At 66.3% G+C, this 18375-nt stretch carries 17 protein-coding genes; 12 read left to right on the top strand and 5 right to left on the bottom strand.

All coding sequences use genetic code 11. The annotated features are described in order from the left end of the window. Positions 1-48 precede the first annotated feature (48 nt). Positions 49-702 carry a DUF2617 family protein gene (locus tag Pla108_RS13480; RefSeq protein ID WP_146445605.1) on the bottom strand — a complete coding sequence of 218 codons (654 nt, stop codon included), beginning with the start codon at positions 700-702 and terminating at the stop codon, positions 49-51. A gap of 276 nt (positions 703-978) precedes the next feature. Here Pla108_RS13480 and Pla108_RS13475 point away from each other — a divergent pair, with 276 nt between their 5' ends. Continuing rightward, on the top strand, positions 979-1695 hold the full coding sequence (locus Pla108_RS13475) for an endonuclease III domain-containing protein (RefSeq protein ID WP_146445475.1): 717 nt from the start codon (positions 979-981) through the stop codon (positions 1693-1695). Here Pla108_RS13475 and Pla108_RS13470 read toward each other — a convergent pair. After that, a complete protein-coding gene (locus tag Pla108_RS13470; protein ID WP_146445474.1) occupies positions 1663-2169 on the bottom strand; it encodes a DUF1499 domain-containing protein in 507 nt (168 codons plus the stop codon). The two genes, Pla108_RS13475 and Pla108_RS13470, sit on opposite strands and share 33 nt — an antisense overlap. Before the next feature lie 35 nt (positions 2170-2204). On the opposite strand from Pla108_RS13470, the gene Pla108_RS13465 reads away from it, so the two are divergent. The 6 genes from Pla108_RS13465 (at position 2205) to pepF (ending at position 8343) form a co-directional block, all read left to right on the top strand. Beyond that, positions 2205-3578, top strand: a complete 1374-nt coding sequence (locus tag Pla108_RS13465; protein WP_146445473.1) for a LysM peptidoglycan-binding domain-containing protein — start codon at positions 2205-2207, stop codon at positions 3576-3578. A 26-nt stretch (positions 3579-3604) separates the two neighbouring features. Further along, positions 3605-3826: a hypothetical protein gene (locus tag Pla108_RS13460; protein ID WP_146445472.1), complete on the top strand. Its 222-nt coding sequence runs from the start codon at positions 3605-3607 to the stop codon at positions 3824-3826. Between the two features lie 38 nt (positions 3827-3864). Continuing rightward, on the top strand, positions 3865-4428 hold the full coding sequence (pyrE, locus tag Pla108_RS13455; protein WP_146445471.1) for an orotate phosphoribosyltransferase: 564 nt from the start codon (positions 3865-3867) through the stop codon (positions 4426-4428). An 83-nt stretch (positions 4429-4511) separates the two neighbouring features. Continuing rightward, entirely contained in the window at positions 4512-5198 is a 687-nt protein-coding gene (locus Pla108_RS13450) for a hypothetical protein (protein ID WP_146445470.1), read from the top strand. A 105-nt stretch (positions 5199-5303) separates the two neighbouring features. Continuing rightward, positions 5304-6335 carry a beta-ketoacyl-ACP synthase III gene (locus tag Pla108_RS13445; RefSeq protein ID WP_146445469.1) on the top strand — a complete coding sequence of 344 codons (1032 nt, stop codon included), beginning with the start codon at positions 5304-5306 and terminating at the stop codon, positions 6333-6335. Between the two features lie 214 nt (positions 6336-6549). Continuing rightward, positions 6550-8343, top strand: coding sequence for an oligoendopeptidase F (gene pepF, locus Pla108_RS13440; RefSeq protein WP_146445468.1), 1794 nt, complete (start codon positions 6550-6552; stop codon positions 8341-8343). 117 nt (positions 8344-8460) lie between these two features. On the opposite strand, the gene Pla108_RS13435 is transcribed toward pepF, so the two are convergent. Beyond that, a complete protein-coding gene (locus Pla108_RS13435) occupies positions 8461-9744 on the bottom strand; it encodes an FG-GAP repeat protein (protein ID WP_146445467.1) in 1284 nt (427 codons plus the stop codon). A gap of 383 nt (positions 9745-10127) precedes the next feature. Between Pla108_RS13435 and Pla108_RS13430 the strand changes: the two genes are divergently transcribed. The 5 genes from Pla108_RS13430 (at position 10128) to Pla108_RS13410 (ending at position 16436) form a co-directional block, all read left to right on the top strand. After that, positions 10128-11276: a type IV pilus twitching motility protein PilT gene (locus Pla108_RS13430; RefSeq protein ID WP_146445466.1), complete on the top strand. Its 1149-nt coding sequence runs from the start codon at positions 10128-10130 to the stop codon at positions 11274-11276. Positions 11277-11328: 52 nt separating this feature from the next. Beyond that, complete coding sequence (locus tag Pla108_RS13425) at positions 11329-13245, top strand: ATPase, T2SS/T4P/T4SS family (RefSeq protein ID WP_146445465.1); 1917 nt, start codon at positions 11329-11331, stop codon at positions 13243-13245. A gap of 45 nt (positions 13246-13290) precedes the next feature. Further along, on the top strand, positions 13291-13908 hold the full coding sequence (locus Pla108_RS13420; protein ID WP_146445464.1) for a CvpA family protein: 618 nt from the start codon (positions 13291-13293) through the stop codon (positions 13906-13908). A 62-nt stretch (positions 13909-13970) separates the two neighbouring features. Continuing rightward, entirely contained in the window at positions 13971-14705 is a 735-nt protein-coding gene (locus tag Pla108_RS13415; RefSeq protein WP_146445463.1) for a hypothetical protein, read from the top strand. A 327-nt stretch (positions 14706-15032) separates the two neighbouring features. After that, complete coding sequence (locus Pla108_RS13410; RefSeq protein ID WP_197526537.1) at positions 15033-16436, top strand: porin; 1404 nt, start codon at positions 15033-15035, stop codon at positions 16434-16436. A 199-nt stretch (positions 16437-16635) separates the two neighbouring features. On the opposite strand, the gene cdd is transcribed toward Pla108_RS13410, so the two are convergent. Together cdd and Pla108_RS13400 are read right to left on the bottom strand one after the other, a co-directional pair. Further along, a complete protein-coding gene (gene cdd, locus Pla108_RS13405; RefSeq protein WP_146445461.1) occupies positions 16636-17040 on the bottom strand; it encodes a cytidine deaminase in 405 nt (134 codons plus the stop codon). Between the two features lie 27 nt (positions 17041-17067). Beyond that, entirely contained in the window at positions 17068-18354 is a 1287-nt protein-coding gene (locus tag Pla108_RS13400) for a thymidine phosphorylase (protein ID WP_146445460.1), read from the bottom strand. Positions 18355-18375: the final 21 nt, after the last annotated feature.

Below are 18375 nucleotides of genomic sequence, written 5' to 3'. Positions count from 1 at the left end.
CGAGTTGATCCTGTCTAGTCTTCCTTGGCGCTCTTGGTGACTTGGCGTTCACTCCGGCAGGCGGAAGACGCTCTCCGTCTTCACAACGGCGTGGTCGTCCGGGAACGTGTGCAACGCCCGGATGCGGAGCGAGAGGTCGCGGGCCTGGACGTCGACAAAGCTGATAGCGCCCAGCGAAACGCCCGCCCGGCCGCTCGCCTCGAAGCGGTGCAGCAGGGCGCTGCCGCCGCCCCCCGTGGGGAGCGAACTTCCCTGGAGGCTCATCAGGTCGAACTCTTGCTGGTACGACTGGAGCGCCTCGGTAGAAGCGGTCTCGAGCGCTAGATTCGTCTCATAGACGACGCCACCACGGCATTCGACGCGTTCGGTCCGTTCCCCTTCCAGGCGGTGCGACATGAGCCGTCGCCGTGTCGGCAGGGGCTGGTGCGACGACGCACAGACCTCGGTGAGGGTCATCCCCCCTTGGCGCCAGCGGACGACGTGGCCGGCGCTAGTGATCTGGATCACCGCCTCGTAGCCGGTCGCGTCGCGGTGCGCCTCTTCGTCAGCGACGACATCCGCGGCCGTCACCACTCGCGGCGGCGGCGCCACCTTGCCTCGCTCGAGCCGCTTCTGCGCAAAGACCTCGAACAGCTCCGGGTGGAGCGGTCGGCCGTAGAGCTGCATGACGAGCTCAGCGATCTTTGGGCGGACTGACAGCACGACGCGATCGGGTAGTGACACGGGTAGTGATAAAATGGACGAAGCGTCACGTTCGTGAGGAACGCGACGCCTCGGGAGACTCTGCGCGGCCGTCTCGGCCCGGAGGGCGCCGCTCCGCATGAGCGGGTGGTCCTCCCTGGCCGACACCCCGATTATACCTTCGGCTAGAGGAGGACAAAGAGAGAAACACGAAGCTCGAAGAAGTCGTGAAATGCGGCTTGACTTTCTCGTCACAGCGACCACTCTCCGCCAACGTGACGCCCGCAACCGCTCGCCGTGTCAACGATCCGAAGAGCCTACCGACAACTCCACGACGCCTACGGCCCGCAAGGCTGGTGGCCAGCCGCCACGCGCGATGGCGTCGCCGACGCGTGGGAGATCGCCGTCGGCGCGGTGCTCGTGCAGCACACGTCTTGGAAAAACGTGCTCCGGGCGATCGCCTCGCTGGAACAAGCCGATGCGACGTCGGTCGCCGCTATCGGTGCAATGGAGCGTGACCGGCTCGCGGCGCTCATCCGTTCGGCCGGGCCGCCTCGGGTGAAAGCCGAACGGCTCCAAGCGCTCACGGCGTTTCTTGTTGAAGAGTTCAACGGTTCGATCGATTCGCTGCTCGAAGGGGTCGAAGACCGTCGCGTCGCGCAGCGGCGGCGTACGCAGCTGCTCGGCGTTCGTGGCGTCGGGCCGGAGACGGCTGACGCGATCCTGCTCTACGCCGGCGGGGCGCCGCTGTTTGTTGTCGACGCCTACAAACGCCGCGTGATGCGGCGCCACGGCTGGGACGACGCGGGGGCGAAGTACGACGAGGTTGCAACGTTCTGGCGCCGGCGATTGCCGGCCGACGCGGCGGTTTATGCCGAAGCGCACGCCCTGCTGGTGCGGGTGGGAGTCGAACACTGCCGATCGCCTCGGCCGCGTTGCGAGGGATGCCCCCTGCAATCGCTGCTGCCGCCGGGCGGTCCGTTACTCGAAGGCGTCGCGGAGAAAACCGAATAGTTCACCGAGGTTGCGGGGGTTCTGACCGAGGTCCCCTTTGCCGAGCCGCGAGCGGCTGTCGCCGTGCAGACGCAGGACGCCGTCGCCGCGGTCCTCGATCACCACCCAGACATCGTCCTTGAACTTCCAAAGCGACGTCGAGCGGACCAGATGCCGCACCGTGAACTGGCCGTCGGCGATCTTGCGGATTGGTGAATCGTCCGGCAACGGCTTCTCGTCGGCGCGGCGCCAGTTGGCGTGCGCGTCGAGGAAACGGTCGATCGTCGTATCGGCCGCCTGTAGCGTCGTGGTCGCCTCGACCGGCCGAAGCCTCTTGTCTTTGGCGGCGGGCGCGGTGGCGGCGGTGTTCGTGTTGAGGTCGCGTGACCAGTCGTCGATCAGCATGGCCACCAGCACGAAAGGCGTCAGAACTAGAATCACGGCGATAGTGAGCGTCATTCGGCGGCGGGCGGCGATTGGCTGGGAAGGGGACATGGCGGGCTACGGTAGTTGTACGCGACGGCGCCAGCATGGCGAGACGACGCGCCGCAGGATTGGCATGGCCCGGTTCGGGGGGATCGCCTACTTTCCGCCCCGAAGAGGTTCTGCGCGGCGCCATCGGTGGCGCTCGCCCCGGCGCCAACCTACAGCCTCCCCCGTTTATCGCGATGAGCACGATCCGCCCCCTCGCTACGATCGCCGTGCTAGCGGCGCTCGGTGTGTTCCTGGCCTTCAAGATCAACGAAGGGCCGCCCGTCGCTCTCAACGAGGGCTGGGGCGCCGCTTCCGAGGACGCCGGCGACGAGCCCCCGGCTTGGGAAGGCGACACGTCGGCCGAAGACACCAGCCTCGAAGCCCGCTCGGCGCCGAGCTGGGCCGATTCGAGCACCGAACCGAAGGCCGCCACGCCCGCGGCGACGCCGGCTTTCCCAGCGCTGCCGAGTCTGCCTGGCTCGGGCAACGCAAAGCCAGCGCCCCCGACCAATGACTTGCCGCCGATCCAAGGGGTCCCGGTCGGCTCGGAACTCGCGACGCAGCCCGGCGCGACGCCGTCGACTTCTGCGAATCAAACGACGTCGAGCAACCAAGCGCTGCCGCTCCCCGCTTCGATCCCCCAAGCCAACTACGGCGACAACGCCGCCACCGTCACCTCGCCGACGATCACCGGCCGCGTCCCGTCGCTCCAGACCGCGAACTCGGTCTCGTCGCCGCCCGGTCAGGCCGCCGTCCCGTCGGCGCCCGGTTTCGACGCCGCTTGGCAGGCCGTCGAGATGGCGCTCGAGCGCAACGAACTACCCCGCGCCCACCGGATGCTGTCGCAGTGGCGGGCCGAACCGAACCTGTCTCCTGAGCAACGGGGCCGCGTCGAGACGCTGCTAGGTCAGCTAGCGGGCACGGTCGTCTACTCCACCGAGCACCTGCTCGAGCCCGCCCACACGGTGCAGCCGGGCGAGACCCTGGCGACAATCGCCGAAGACTACAACGTCCCCTGGCAGCTGCTGGCGAAGATCAACGGCGTCGCGTCCACCGACGCGGTCCAGCCGGGCCAACCGCTCAAAGTGATGCGGGGGCCGTTCGACGCCGAAGTCGACCTGGCGCGCGGCGAGCTCGTGGTGCTGCTTGACGAGCGCTACGCCGGCCGGTTCCCGATCCGCGTCGAAGGACAGGCCCCCCCGACCGGTGAGTGGCGAGTGGGCCAGAAACGGCTCGACGCCCCCGACCAGCCGATTATCGGCGCCGGTCCGAAAGTCGTGCTCGAGAGTTCCACCGGCGAACAGGTGGAGCTAAGCGCCGGCCCAACGCCCCCGGTTGGCTCCCGCGGCCGACTTACGATCGCGTCGAACGACTTGGCGGACCTGTACGACATCCTCTCGGTCGGCTCAACCGTCACGTTGCGTCGATAGCAATCTGTTCCGTGAGGGCGGTGACGATGGGATCGACTCGTTTACGAGCCCTGCTGGTGGTCGGCTCAGCGATTGGCTGCGCTGCCGCCGGGGGCTGTTCCGACCGGGGCCTCTTAAGGGGGCTGCTCGCCGGGCATCTTTTCCACGACGATGGGGACGCCCAACGACGGGCCCACTTCGACGGCTACGCCGATCGGGTCAATGCCTACGAAGGCGCCCAAGCCGTCGCCGCTCAAGAGGGCCAGTAGGCCTCCCTCACGACTCACGCCCCAAGCCACGCCCCCACATGTACGACCGCGACGCCCTCGCCAAGCTCATCCGCAACGCCGCCCTGGAGTTCGGTGACTTCACCCTCGCCTCGGGAAAGAAGGCGTCCTACTACCTCGACTGCCGGAAAGTGACCCTCGACGCCCGCGGGGCGAAGCTCATCGGCGACGGCATGCTCGACCTGATCGGCGAGATGCGGCTAAAGATGGGCCAAGGGCCCAAGCTCGTCGGCGGCATGGCGATCGGCGCCGACCCGATCACCGCCGCGATCCTCACCACCGCCGGCATCCGCGGCTACTCACTCCGTGGCGTGATGGTCCGCAAGGAGCCCAAGGAGCACGGCAAGGGCAAGCAGGTCGAAGGCCCCTACAGCGCCGGAGAGTCGATCGTCATCGTCGAAGACGTCGTGACGACTGGCGCGTCGAGCCTCAAGGCGATCGAACTCTGCGAGGCCGAAGGCCTGAAGGTCGAGCGGGTCCTGGCGATCGTCGACCGCCTCGAAGGGGGACGCGAAGCGTTCAAAGCCGCCGGCCACGAGCTGACGACCCTGTTCACCGTCGAGGACCTGGGCGTCGAGGTGTAGGGAACGCCCTTCGTGGCGTCTCAATCGTCACGGATCGCTCTCTTAATTCTTCGCCCGGAACGCCACGGAGGGCGTTCCCTGCCATGGAAACCTCTCTCCACCAACAACTCAAGGCGCACTACGCCGGCGACGACGGCGAAGTCGAAGTGCGCCTCGGGCGTTACCGCATCGACGTGGTGCGGGGCGACGTGTTGATCGAGGTGCAGCACGCGGGGCTCGCGTCGATCCGCGACAAGATCCGCAAGCTCTGCGACGAGCACCGCGTTCTGGTGGTGAAGCCGATCGTCGCCCGCCGACGGATCATCAAGCTCGACCGCGTCGACGGCGAAGTCGTCAGCCAACGCTGGAGCCCCAAACGCGGCGCGCCCGGCGACCTGTTCGACGAGCTGGTCCATTTCACGAGGGCGTTCCCCCACCCGCGGCTCACCCTCGAGACACCGCTGGTGGAGGTCGAAGAGGTCCGCTGCCCCGGCCATGGCCGCCGCCGCCGATGGCGTCGCGGCGATCATGTGGTCGTCGACCAACGGCTGGCGAGCGTCGGCGAGACGCTCCGCTTCGCCAAGGCGGCCGACCTCTGGCAACTCGTCCCCGGCAAACTACCCAAGACCTTTGACACAGCGGAGCTCGCCGAGGCGATGAGCGCCCATCGCTGGATGGCTCAGCGGGCCGCTTACGCCCTCCGCGAGATGGGCGCCGTGAAGCAAGTCGGCAAACGCCGCGGAGCGTGGCTCTACGAACGGGTCGGGCGCCCCCGTCGCAAGGCGGCGTAACCCCCCCGGGCGCGAGCCGGGGCGTCCTGCGGGGTTGCCGCCGGGGGGCGTCTCGCCTTAGGTTGCTCGGTCCTCTCCGATTCGCCAGCCCGCTTCCCACCACGCATGTCCGATGTTCTGCAACAGGTCCGCCGGGGGCCGCTGTTCCGCCTGACGGGTGTCCGCATCGCCGGCACCGGTAGTTGCGTCCCTGAACAGGTTGTGACGAACGAGGACCTCGGCCGCTTGGGGTGTGACCCCGAGTGGATCATCCAGCGGACCGGCATCCGCGAACGACGGCACGCCCCACCGGGCGTCTCTACCAGCCATCTCGCCACCGGGGCGGCCCGCCAAGCGATCGCGGCCGCGGATGTCGACCCGTCACAGATCGACCTCCTGCTGCTCGCCACCTTTACGCCTGATCGCCTACTGCCGCAGACGGCCACCGCCGTGCAGCAGCAGCTCGGGCTGGAGTGCCCGGCGATGGACCTCGTCGCCGCTTGCGCGGGGTTCATGTACGCCCTGGTGACCGGCGCCCAATTCATCGCGACCGGCTCGTGCCGGAACGTCTTGGTGATCGGCGCCGACACCAACACGCGCGTCCTCGACCCCGACGACAAGAAGACCTTCCCGCTCTTCGGCGACGGCGGCGGTGCGGTCGTCTTGTCGGCGGGCTCCGACGAGCAGGGAATGCTCGCCGCGACGCTCGGCGCTGACGGCTCGGGCGCCGACCTGCTGACGCGCCGCATGGGAGGGGTCGAGACGCCCTTCCACCCCGGCGCTACGGCCGACGCCGACGGCCGTGTCCCCTGGCTGATGGAGATGGACGGCCGGCCGGTCTTCAAGTGGGCCGTGCGACTGCTGGAGGATACGTTCGAGCATGTCCTCACCGCCGCGGACCGCGACAAGGACTCGGTCAAGCTCTGGCTGCTGCACCAAGCCAACTCCCGCATCCTCGACGCGGCGACCGACTCGATGGGCGTGCCCCGCGAGCGCGTCGTGAAGCACCTCGACCGCTACGGCAACACCTCCGCCGGATCGATCCCGATCGCGCTGGACGAGTCGTTCCGCGCGGGGCAAGTGATGGCGGGCGACGAGCTCCTGATGTGCGGCTTCGGCGCGGGCCTCTCCTGGGGCACCGCGCTGTGGAAGTGGTAAGCTTCTAGAAGCAAATAAACCACAAAGGGCACGAAGGACACAAAGTAAAGGAGAGAGTTATTGGCCCACGAATCACACGAATGAACTCGAATTGTTGCCCTCAACATCAATCATTCGTGCTTATTCGTGTGATTCGTGGGCTAGCTCATTCTTTTCCTTTCTTCGTGTCCTTCGCGCCTTTGTGGTTCCCAACTTTAGAACGACAGGAAGAGTGATGAAGAAGCTGCCGACGCGTGACAAGGTAAAGGTCGCCGACACCTGGGACCTCTCCTCGCTCTTCAACTCCGACGCGGAGTGGGAGTCGGCCTTCGCCACTTGGGAAAAGAAGATCCCTAAGTACGCCGCCTTCAAGGGGAAGCTCGCCGACGCCGCCGAGCTCGCCAAGTGCCTCACGTTCGACAGCAAGTTCGACCGCGAAAGCGAACGGCTCGGCTACTACGCGATGCTCAAGACCACCGAGGACCAGGCCAACAGCGCCTACCAAGCGATGGTCGGTCGGCTCCAGAACGCGGCCAGCCGCGCGGCGCAAGCGGCGAGCTTCATCCGGCCCGAGGTTCTCAGCCTCTCCGAAGCCAAACTCAAGAAATTGCTGTCGGCCAAGGAACTGAAACCCTTCTGGTTGAAACTCGAGCGGATGGCGCGCTACAAGCCGCACACGCTCTCCGACGGCGAAGAACGCCTGCTGGCGATGCAAAGCGAGATGGCGGGCTCGGCGGGTCAGATCTTCCGCCAACTGACCGACGCCGACCTCAAGTTCGGCGAGGTCGAGAACGAGAAGGGCAAGCCGGTCGAGCTCAACCAATCGAGCTTCAGCGTCTTCCTCCATTCGCCCGAACGGAAGGTCCGCAAAGCGGCGTTCCACCAGTTCTACGACGAGTTCGCCGACCACGAGAACGCGCTCGCCGCGTCGCTCAAAGGATCGATCCTCACCGACGTCTACTACGCCCAGGCGCGGAACTTCGCGTCGGCCCGCGAGGCGTCGCTGTTCAGCGACAACGTGCCGACAAGCGTCTACGACAACCTCGTCGGCGCGGTCCGCTCGAAGCTGCCGGCGGTGCACAAGTACCTTGAGCTGCGTCGCCGCAAGATGAAGCTCAAGGACCTGCACCAGTACGACACCTACGTGCCGATCCTGTCGGAGCTCGACAAGCGCCACACCTGGGATCAGGCCGTCAAGGCGGTGATCGCGTCACTGGCGCCGCTCGGCGACGAGTACTGCGCGACGCTGCAGGAAGGCCTCACCACGGCCCGCTGGAGCGACCGTTACCCGAACAAGGGCAAGAACTCCGGGGCCTTCTCGGCCGGGTCGTACGACGGCGCGCCGTACATCTTGATGAACTACCAGCCGGACGTGCTCGACCACGTCTTCACGCTCGCCCACGAGGCGGGCCACTCGATGCACAGCTGGTACTCGTCGAAGACGCAGCCCTTCGACTATTACAACTACACGATCTTCGTGGCGGAAGTCGCCAGCACGTTCAACGAGCAGCTGCTCAGCCGTTACCTCATGGAGCGCGCCGGCACCGACCAGGAACGCGCCTACCTCCTGAACCGTGAAATCGACGCCATCCGCGGCACGATCGTCCGGCAGACGATGTTCGCCGAGTTCGAGCACCTCACCCACGCGATGGCCGAGGCGGGCGAGCCGCTCACGCTCGAGTCGTTCCGCAAGACCTACCGCGAGCTCTTGGACGCCTACTTCGGCGACAAGTTCGTCGTCGACGAGTGCCTGGAGCTGGAGTGCCTGCGGATCCCGCACTTCTACAACGCGTTCTACGTCTACAAGTACGCGACCGGCCTGTCGGCGGCGATCGCGCTGTCGCAGCGTGTGCTGTCGGGCGGCAAGGTGGAGCTCGACGCCTACCTCGGCTTTCTCAAGGGAGGCTGCAGCAAGCACCCGCTCGACTTGCTACGCGACGCGGGCGTCGACATGGAGAGCCCGGCGCCGGTCGCGACGGCGCTCGACTACTTCGAGGGGCTCGTCGACGAGCTCGACGGGCTCTTATAGAGTTCGCTGTACGGACCGGTCTCATGCGGTCGGCGCTGTCGTGACGCCACCCGCGGCTAGCACCGACGGCTTACGTTGCTCAACCACCAACGTCGAAAGCGAGCCCACGACGCGAGTTCAGCCGTGACGTGCCGTCCGCATAGTGGTCCCAACGACCAGAGTTAACATCAGCAAGGCACTCGAAGGCTCGGGGATCTCGCCAATCTCCAGCAGGAAGGCGGTACCGGCGCGGAGTTCGTAGAAGCTGTAGAACGATGTCCCGAAGGCCGCCTTGCCGCCTTGGTAAGCGACCGCCACGCCAAGATTGTCACCCGCGGCTCCGAAGGCATCGACAAATCGGCCGAGCTCTTGGCCGCTCGCCGTGTCGAACGCGTAGACCGCGCCCGTCACCACCCCATCAACGATAGCGCCACTGGCGCCAATTAGGGCGATGTCGTCCCACAACGCGACCGAGACGCCGAAGTTAAATCCAAAGGCGCCGTCGCTCGGCACGAACTCCTGTAGAAGGCCGCCCGTGGCGGCGTCGTACAGATAGGCGGCGCCCGGGCCGCCACCGCCACGTGCGGCGCCGACAAGCGCCATCCCCGCCTCCAGCGCGACCGCTTCGCCGAAACGATCGCCCGTGGTGGCGACGGGCGGCGTCAATTTCTGCAGTTGGTCGCCGGTCGTCGCGTTGAACAGGTAAGCGGCGCCGGTTCCCAGCGGGTCGCCGTCGTCGATACGCGAGCCAATCAGGGCGGTCGTCCCATCGAGCGAAACGGAATAGCCAAACTGGCTGAAATCCCCGATGTCGTCGGCGACAAGCTTCTGCGATTGCGTCCCGGTCGTGACATCGAAGACGTACGCCGCGCCGCTGTTGATACCCATCGCGTCGCTAAGCGGGGCGCCCACGAGGGCCAAGCTGCCCGCCAAATCGACGGCGTCGCCAAAGCTGTCGCCCGACGCGCCGTCGTCGGCGGTCAGTTTCCAAGACTGGACGCCCGTGGCGACATCGAACACATAGGCCGAGCCGGCGCCGTTCCCCACCAGCGAGCCATTCGCTCCAACAAGGGCGTAGGCGCCGGCGACGGCGACCGCGTCGCCAAACCGATCTCCGGCGAGGCCGTCATCGGGAGCGAGTTTGTAGAGCGACGAGGCGGACGCCGCGTCGTACAAGAAAGCGGAGCCCGATCCGAGGCCGGCGCCGCCGGCCCGTGAGCCCACGATGGCGGTCGCCCCGTCGGTATCGACGGTGGCTCCAAAATTGCCGCCCACGCTGTAACTGTCGGGGTAAAGCTCGGGCCCGACAAAATAGAAGTTCATCGGCGCGGCGGTGGCGAGGCCGGCTTGGGCCAAGACCATCAGCCCCGTGAACAGGACCATGAGCCCGGCAAGGAGGGCGGAAACAGCGGTGCGGCTCATGAGACGGCTCGAAGAGGGCTCGTAGACGGATCGGCTGCGCCGGGGCGTGCCGGGGGGGAGTATTGAGTTTGCGCCGGTTTTACCGGCGGGTCAAACTAGACGGCGACCCGCGGAAGGCGTGGTGCAGCCCCCAAGGGGATCGACCTTCTGAGACGGTTCGCTTGGGTGGACTTGGATTCTTCCCCGGGGAGTCGGGGGTTCTTCCTAGAAAGAGGGCCAGAAACGCCGGCGGGCGGGAAGGTGCACACCGCCCGGCTTGTGGTTAAACTGCAGGCTTGCCGTCCGTTGGACGCCCCCCGACTTGGGGTGCGCGCCGCGGCGGGCCGGGGCTGGAACTCCCCGGCGGCTGCCGAAAGGTCCCCCCCGCGAAGAGGGCAAACATCATGTCGATCGTCGCCGACGCTGTAAAAAGCGGCTTCATGCCGATCAACACCGAGTTGGAGGTCAACAAGCTCTTCCGCGCCTGCGTCAAGTACGAGGCGAGCGACCTCCACCTGAAGGTTGGCAATCCCCCGATGGTCCGGGTCGGCGGCACCATCCGCGAGCTGCAACGCGGACCGATCAGCGACGAGGAGATGGTCAGCCTCCTCGTGCCGCTGATGAACGACCGTAACCGCAAGATCTTCGAACGCGACGGCGGCGCCGACTTCGCCCACATGGTGAAGGTCGACGACACCACTTGGCGGTTCCGTGTGAACCTGCTCCAGCAGCTGGGCCACATGGGCTTGGTGGCGCGGCGTGTGAACGCCCACATCCCGGACTTCGAGGGGCTCTATCTCCCCCCTACGATGAAGGACCTCTGCACCTACGACCAGGGCATGATCCTCCTGGCGGGCGTCACGGGCTCGGGCAAGTCGACCACGATCGGCTCGATGCTCAACTGGATCAACGCCAACTACCGCAAGCACATCCTCACGCTCGAAGACCCGATTGAGTTCGTCTTCACCGAGGAGAAGTGTCTGATCAACCAGCGTGAGATCGGCTTCGATGTCATCGACTTCGAGGTCGGTATGAAGCACGCGGTCCGCGAGGACCCGGATATCATCCTCGTCGGCGAGATGCGTGACAAAGAGACCTTCATGACGGCGATTCACGCCGCCGAAACGGGTCACTTGGTGTTCGGGACGATCCACGCGTCGAGCGCTCCCTCGACGATCGGCCGTATCCTCGACCTCTTCCCGCAAGAGATGCACCCCGCGCTCCGCAGCGCGATCGCCTTCAACATGAAGGGAATCGTCGCCCAGAAGCTGCTCAAGAGCATCAAGCCGGGCGTGTCGCGGGTGCCGACGGTCGAGATCATGAACTTCACGCCGATGATCCGCAAACTGATCCTCGAAGAGGAAGACGAGAAGCTCGGCGATGCGATCCGGATCGGCGCCGAGGACGGCATGCAGGACTTTACCCAGAGCCTCAAGGGCCTGGTGGACAAGGAACTGATCGACCGTGAGACAGCGATGGAAGTCGCCCCCAACCGCGAAGCCCTCAAGATGGCCCTCAAGGGCATCGACGTCTCTCAGGGCGGCATTCTTTGAAGCGGCATACTCAGAAAAGGCAACGGCGTTGATGGCAGTGGGAATGATCCGGATGACTCGTCCGTGCTGCGCGGTGGCGATCGCCACCGCGTTACTTCTTTCGCTGCCGATTGGCGACGCGGCGGCGCAGATCGGTCTCGGCGAGGTCCTCGAGACCCAGAACATCCAGAACGAGATGGCCGGCGGCGGCAACAACCGCAACAACCGGGCCGCCGAGTCCCCCGCCGAGCCGGCAGCCGACCCCGCCGCCAACGAGGCCGCCGAGGGAGAAGCGGCGCCCGCCGCCGTGTCGGGCATCGACGAGTGGGACGACGAGCATTCGATCTACCGCCAGAGCGAGCCTTCGGTCTCGTGGATCAAGCTGCTCCCGGTCGTCTTGCTCTTCTGGGTCTGGGTCCGCTCCGCCGACTGGGTCAACCGCGACGCCCAGATCTTCAGTCTCGGCTTCAATGGCTGGAACGCGGCGATGGTGGCCCCGTTTGTCATCGCTTTCCTCGTGATGCTGCTGATCCCGAACTACGTGATCGGCGTCGTGCTGTTGTCACTGGCGTGGCTCGTGCCGTTCGTCGCTTACGCGGTGCACCACAACAAGTCGGTCGAGCCGCACCAGACCGTCTTTACCGGCAGCTGGTTCCGCTACCAGCTCTCCGAGGTGGGCAACTTGGTCGGGCTAAAGATCGGCTCGGAGAAGAAGGCCGACTACCTCCGTGGCCCCGACGTCGACCTCATCGCCCGCGGCGGCGACGAGCGGACCGATCAAGCCAACCTGCTCACCGCCCGCCAGTCGCCCGGCTACGTCCACGTGAAGGAGTTGGTCGCCGACATGGTCATCCGCGGCTCGAACCGCGTGCTGATGGACTACTCGGCGGAGGTGGTCAGCACCCGCCACATGATCGACGGCGTCTGGCACGAGGGCGAAGCCCGCGACCGCGAGTCGGGCGACGTCATGCTCGCGGTGATGAAGCAGCTGGCGAACCTCAACGTCAGCGAACGGCGTAAGAAGCAAGACGGCGAGTTCGGCGCCGGCTTCGGCAAGAAGAAGTACACCTGCGAAGTCACGAGCCAAGGCGTCAAGACCGGCGAACGCGTCGTCGTCTCGCTCCGTGGCGGGACCAGCCAGTCGGGCTTCTCGACGCTCGAGCAGCTCGGCATGCGAGAGAAGCTCCGCGAGCAGTGGCTGCGGATCATGAACAGCGAACGGGGCGTCATCGTCTTCTCGGCGATGCCCGAGGGAGGGCTCACCACGTCCGTCGATGTGTCGCTGCTCGATACCGACCGGCTGATGCGCGACTTCATGTCCGTCGAGGAAGTCTCCGACCCGCAGGCCGACATCGAGAACATCCCGCAAAACTTCTACGACGCCGCGAAGGGGGAGTCGCCCGCGAAGCTAATCCCGAGCTTATCGCGCAAGTATCCCAACGTCTGGGTGGTCCGTGATTTCGTCGATGTCGACACCGCCAAGCTGATGATGGACGAGGTCGAGCTCGACCGGCTCGTCGTCACGACCTGCCACGCCCAGGACGCCGCCGAGGCGTGCCTGCGGATGCTCAAGAAGAAGACGCCTCACAAAGAGTTCGCGCAAGGCGTGATCGGCGTGCTCAACACACGGTTGATCCGCAAGCTCTGCACCGCCTGCCGGGTCGAGTACGAGGCGACCCCCGCCCTGCTGAAGAAGCTCGGCATCCCCGCGGGCAAGGTGGCCAAGTTCTACCGCACGCCCAAGGGCGAGGAGATCGACAAGCCGTGTAAGGTCTGCTCGGGGCTCGGCTTCAAGGGGCGCACCGCCATCTTCGAGTTGCTGGAACCCGACGACCAGTTCCGGCAGAAGCTGATGAAAGAACCGAAGATCGACGTCCTCCGCAAGGCGGCCCGCGCCGCGGGGATGCGCACCCTGCAAGAAGAGGGCATCCTGCTCGTGGCCAAGGGCGCCACCTCGCTGCAAGAGCTCCAACGCGTCCTGCAAGGCTAACGCTCTCTCCCCCCTTCCACTCGCTATCGTTTCAGGCTGCTTTTTATGTTCTACACGATCGCCGGCATCGTTTTCTTCGCCACCCTCGCGATGATGGTGCAGCACGGGGTCTGGAGTAACCTGATTTCGCTGATCGCGATCGTCATCGGCGGGATCACCGCCTTTGGAGTGCATCAGCCGCTCACGATTCTCATCGACGAGAAGACGGGCGGATCGTACACCTACCTGCTCGACTTTTTCGTGCTATGGCTTACTTTCGCGATTGTCACCGGGGTGCTGAAGGAGATCGCCGCCCGGCTGTCGAAGAACCGGGTCAATTTCCCCGAACAAGTCGACAACTTCGGTGGCGCCGCGATCGGGGCCTTCACCGCCTACGTCATGGTTTGCTTCGCGATGGCGACGTTCCATGCCGCCCCCCTCGGCTACGATCTGTTCGGCAGCGCTTACGAGTTCGGCGTCTCACCCGACGAGGCGAAGAAGAATATCGACGACAAGTTCGCCCCGATGGCGCCGACGGTCGCCTGGCTGCGGCTGTGCGAGTCGGTCCTGTCGCCCGACGCGTTGGGCGGCGCCGGCTTCAGCCCCGAGATCTTCGTCTCACAGCACGGCAAGCACCGCCAGACGAACCAAGCGATGGACACGGGCATCGTTAAGCGCAGCTGAGCGGCTGACCCTTCCCGCTTTCGTTAGACCACGACTCCCCTTAACCGCAGCAGACGACCGGCATGGACGATCGGCTCGAAACGGACGCTCGGCAAATCGGCTTGTCGGACACGCTCGACGATGAGGCGGTCGCCTACCGCCCCGTCAGTGCTTTGGCGGTGGTTGGGTTGGTGTTGGGCTTGGCGTCGCTGCTGTCCTTGGTGACGCCTTGGCTGGCGTTCCTGCCCCTAGCGGCGGTCGCCATCTCTTGGGCGGCGGCCCACCAGGTGCAACGCGACCCCGAGGCGCAGAGCGGCCTGGGACTCGCCATCGCGGGGATGGCTCTCTCGCTGGTGGTGCTGGGCGCCCTGTTGGTGCAGCGTCCCGTGGCGAAGTGGCTCCACCAAAAGTCCGCCGTCGCGGTCACCGACCGCTTCGTCGAGCTGCTTGCCGAGAACGACCTCGTCGGCGCCTTAGAACTGACAAAGCCGTTCCCCGACCGCCGTCCTAGTCCCGAGCTGGCCAAGGTCTTCTACGAGAGCGACGCCGCGGCGCAGGCTCAGCTGGAAGAATTCACTCAGCGGGCGGAAGTGCAACGGGTCGCCGGCGGGGAACTCCCCGTGCGCCGGGGGCCCTTCGAATCGGCCTCGGTTTCGGGACGCCGGGTCCAGGGGATCCAGACCTACAAGGTCCCCGCCGGGGCCGGCCAAGAGCCAACCACCCTGCAGATCGAAGTCGAGCGATCGGCCAGCCCGGCGCGGGTCGGTGGCGTCGCTTGGCGGGTCGTTGACTACCGCCTGGCGCCACCCGCGGCTTGACCGACGGCAAAAGCGGCGTCTCCCCCTCGGGGCTAGGCGAGACGGGCTGACTTTTCCGAATGCGCGGCCGGGCGACTTGGCGGGGGCGCGGTCGGCGTTTCCCCGTAGTCCGCAAAGCTTCTCAACTTCGGGCCGTTCTGCCCGGTTTTCGTGGTTAGCCGTCGGTCTCGGCGTGCATGCGGCGGCCCGGGTTCGACGATATCTCGAACGATCAGGCGAACCAATTCGGGCCAGGCGACGTGAGGTGCGTCGTCGGGCGATCGCACTTCCCGTTCGCTCGCCAACTCGAACGGACGCGAGCTTTCCCCCCAGAAGGAGCTGATGGTAATGACTCTGCGATGGACCATGGGCGTTGCTCTGGTCGCCTTCGGTGGCGCGACCGCGTCTGCCGAAACGGCGATTCAGTCGGCGTTCGACTACCAGTTGATTTGTTGTGAGACGCCCGCCTGCTGCGACGAGCCGTCGTGCGGTTGTGCGGACCCGAGCTGTGGCTGCGAGCCCGGCTGCGGTTGTGATGACGGCTGTGCCGACGGTTGCTGCGACGCCGGCGGCTGCTGTGGCGATGCGTGTGGCGACGGCTGCTGCGGCGACGCGTGTGGCTGTGGCTCGGCGTGCAGCCTGTTCGGCGATTGCTGCCTGGGCGATCCGTGGACCCTCCAGGGCCACCTCGACCCGTGCGGCTGCAGCCCGATCACGTTCGGCGGTTGGACCCAAGTGGGCTTCCACACGCAGAACACCCGGTTCTCGCGGGACGACAACGACGCCTTCGCGTTCAACGACCACCCGGGTCGCCTGAACCTGCACCAGCAGTGGTTCTACGCCGAGAAGGTCGCCGAGGCGCCCTGCTGTGGCGTCGACTGGGGCTTCCGCGCCGACATCATGTACGGCACCGACGCCGTCAAGACGCAGGCGTTCGGCAACGACGCCGGCGAGTGGGATTACCTGAACGGCTGGGACCGTGGCGGCGGATACGGCTGGGCCATGCCGCAGCTGTACGGCGAGGTGGCGTGGAGCGACTGGTCGGTCAAGTTCGGCCACTTCTTCACGCTGGTTGGTTACGAAGTCGTTACCGCTCCGGATAACTTCTTCTACAGCCACGCCTACACGATGTTCAACAGCGAGCCGTTCACTCACACCGGCGCCATCGCGACGTACAGCGGCTTCGACAACCTCGAGGTGTACGCCGGTTGGACCGCGGGCTGGGACACGGGCTTCGATGACTTCAACGGTGGCAGCAACTTCCTCGGCGGTTTCAGCACGAACCTGACCGACGACGTCGCCTTCACCTACATCACGACCGCCGGCAACTTCGGCAAGCGGTCGACCGGCGCCGCCAACGCGGTCTCGGACAGCTACAGCCACTCGATCGTGGTTGACTTCGCCCTGTCGGACAAGCTGAACTACGTCTTCCAGAGCGACTTGGTGAGCATCGACAGCCAGAACGGCGCCATCGGGGCGAACGATCAGGTCGGCATCAACCAGTACTTGTTCTACACGATGAACGACTGCTGGGGCGCCGGCGCCCGCCTCGAGTGGTGGAAGACCGACGGCTTCTCCTACCAGGAGATGACCTACGGCCTCAACTACCGGCCGCACGCCAACGTGGTGATTCGTCCGGAGATCCGCTACGACTGGACCGCCAGCGACGCCGCCGCCAACAACGTCGGCTTCGCCAACGCCGAAGAGTTCAACAGCGCCAAGTTCGGCATGGACGTGATCTTCACCTTCTGATCGGGAAGCGGATGCGGACTGTAAAGTAAGAGTTGGCAAGCGTCGGATCACACCGCGGGTCGTCCCAGTGACGGCCCGCGGTTTTTTCGTTGCGGTAGTCGTAGTCAGAGAGCCGGAAGCGTGAGCGCCCGGAGTGAAGTTGGCTCCCGCTTCACTCCGGGCGCTGACGCTTCCGGCTCTCCTGAAAACTGGCGCGTGGCTAGCGGCCTAGCCGAAAGCCGTTCGGCAGGAACTCGTCGAGCGGCGCCGTTCGCACCACCTTGCCCGAGTCGCTATCGACCAGCAGCACGGCGCACTGCGGGCCTAACTCGTAGAGGAATTGCCGGCACGCGCCGCATGGCGCCGCGGCGCCGGGGGTCGCGACGGCGACCGCCACGAACTCCTTGGCGCCGGCCGTGATCGCGGCCCCCGCGGCGGTCCGCTCGGCGCAGATGGTCAGGCCGTATGAGCTGTTCTCGACGTTGACGCCGGCGAAGACACGGCCCTGGTCGTCGAGGATCGCCGCCCCCACGTAGAAGTGAGAGAACGGCGCGTACGCCCGCTCGCGGATCGCGACGGCGGTCTTTACCAGCTCATCAAGCTGCACGGGGGTCGGTTCGGCCATGAACGCAGCGTAGCGACCGGGCGGGCGTCAGTCGATGCGTTCGAGGATCAGCGGCGGCGCGTCGCCGGGCTCGTCGGTAAGCGTGATCGCGCCGGCCGTCAGACGTTCGGCGGCGTCGCGTCCCTTCTGACCCGCGAACAGCCGCACCAGTGGCTGGCCCGCTTCGACCTGGTCGCCGAGCCGGACGAGCATTTCGAGGCCAACCGACGGGTCGATCGGGTCCCCCTTCTGCTTGCGGCCGCCGCCGAGCTCGATGACGGCGTAGCCGAGCGCCTCGGTGTTGATCGCGGTGACGCAGCCGGCACGCTGGGCCGTGACGACCTGCTCGGCGGCCCGGGGCCGGGGGGCGTCGAGGTCGCCCTCTTGAACGCGGACCATCTCGGCCAGCTTCTCTCGGGCCGAGCCGTCGTCGAGCGACTTCGCGATCCGGATACGGCCCTCTTCGATCGACGACACGACGCCGGCGAGGAAGAGTCCCTCGGCGCCCTGTTCGACGACGAGTTGGCGGAGATCGTCCGGCCCGCCCCCTTCGACGCAGGCGACCGACTCGTCGATCTCGACCGCGTTGCCGGCCAGCCGACCGAGGGGTTGGTTCATGTCGGTGATCAGGGCGACCGTCGCCACGCCCATCCGCTTGCCGGTGTCGACGAGCGAGCGCGCCAAGCCGCGGGCGTCGTCGAGCGTCTTCATGAAGGCGCCGCTGCCGCACTTCACGTCGAGCACCAACGCGTCGAGCCCCTCGGCCAGCTTCTTGCTCATGATGCTGGCGGTGATCAGCGGGATCGACGGCACCGTGCCGGTCACGTCGCGTAGCGCGTAGAGCTTGCGGTCGGCGGGGACGAGCTCGGGCGACGCGCTGACGATCGTGCAACCGACTTGATCGGCGAGTCTTTGGGCCGCCTTGTAGTCGTAGTCGATGCGGAAGCCGGGGATCGCTTCGAGCTTGTCGAGCGTGCCCCCCGTGGCGCCGAGACCGCGGCCGCTGATCATCGGCACCCGCACGCCGCAGCACGCCAGCGCCGGCGCCAGCGGGATCGACACCTTGTCGCCGATGCCGCCGGAGGAGTGCTTGTCGACGTTCGGCGGCCCGCCGGCGGGAGAGCCGTCGAACGTGGCGCCCGAGTGGAGCATCGCTTCGGTGAGGGCGGCGATCTCGGCGGTCGTCATCCCACGGATAAAGACCGCCATCGCCCACGCGGCCATCTGGTAGTCGGGCAAGTCGTCGGCCGCGTAGGCGGCGATGAGGCCGGCGATCTCATCGGCCGCCAGCTCGGCGCCGTCCCGTTTCTTGGCGATCAGTTGGGCGACGTTCATGGGAACCACCGGATGACTTGG

It is taken from the genome of Botrimarina colliarenosi, from assembly GCF_007859955.1.
GTDB lineage: Bacteria > Planctomycetota > Planctomycetia > Pirellulales > Lacipirellulaceae > Botrimarina > Botrimarina colliarenosi.
The sequence above is the reverse complement of the archived record's forward strand: the minus strand, read 5'-3'. Positions and strand labels throughout refer to the sequence as shown.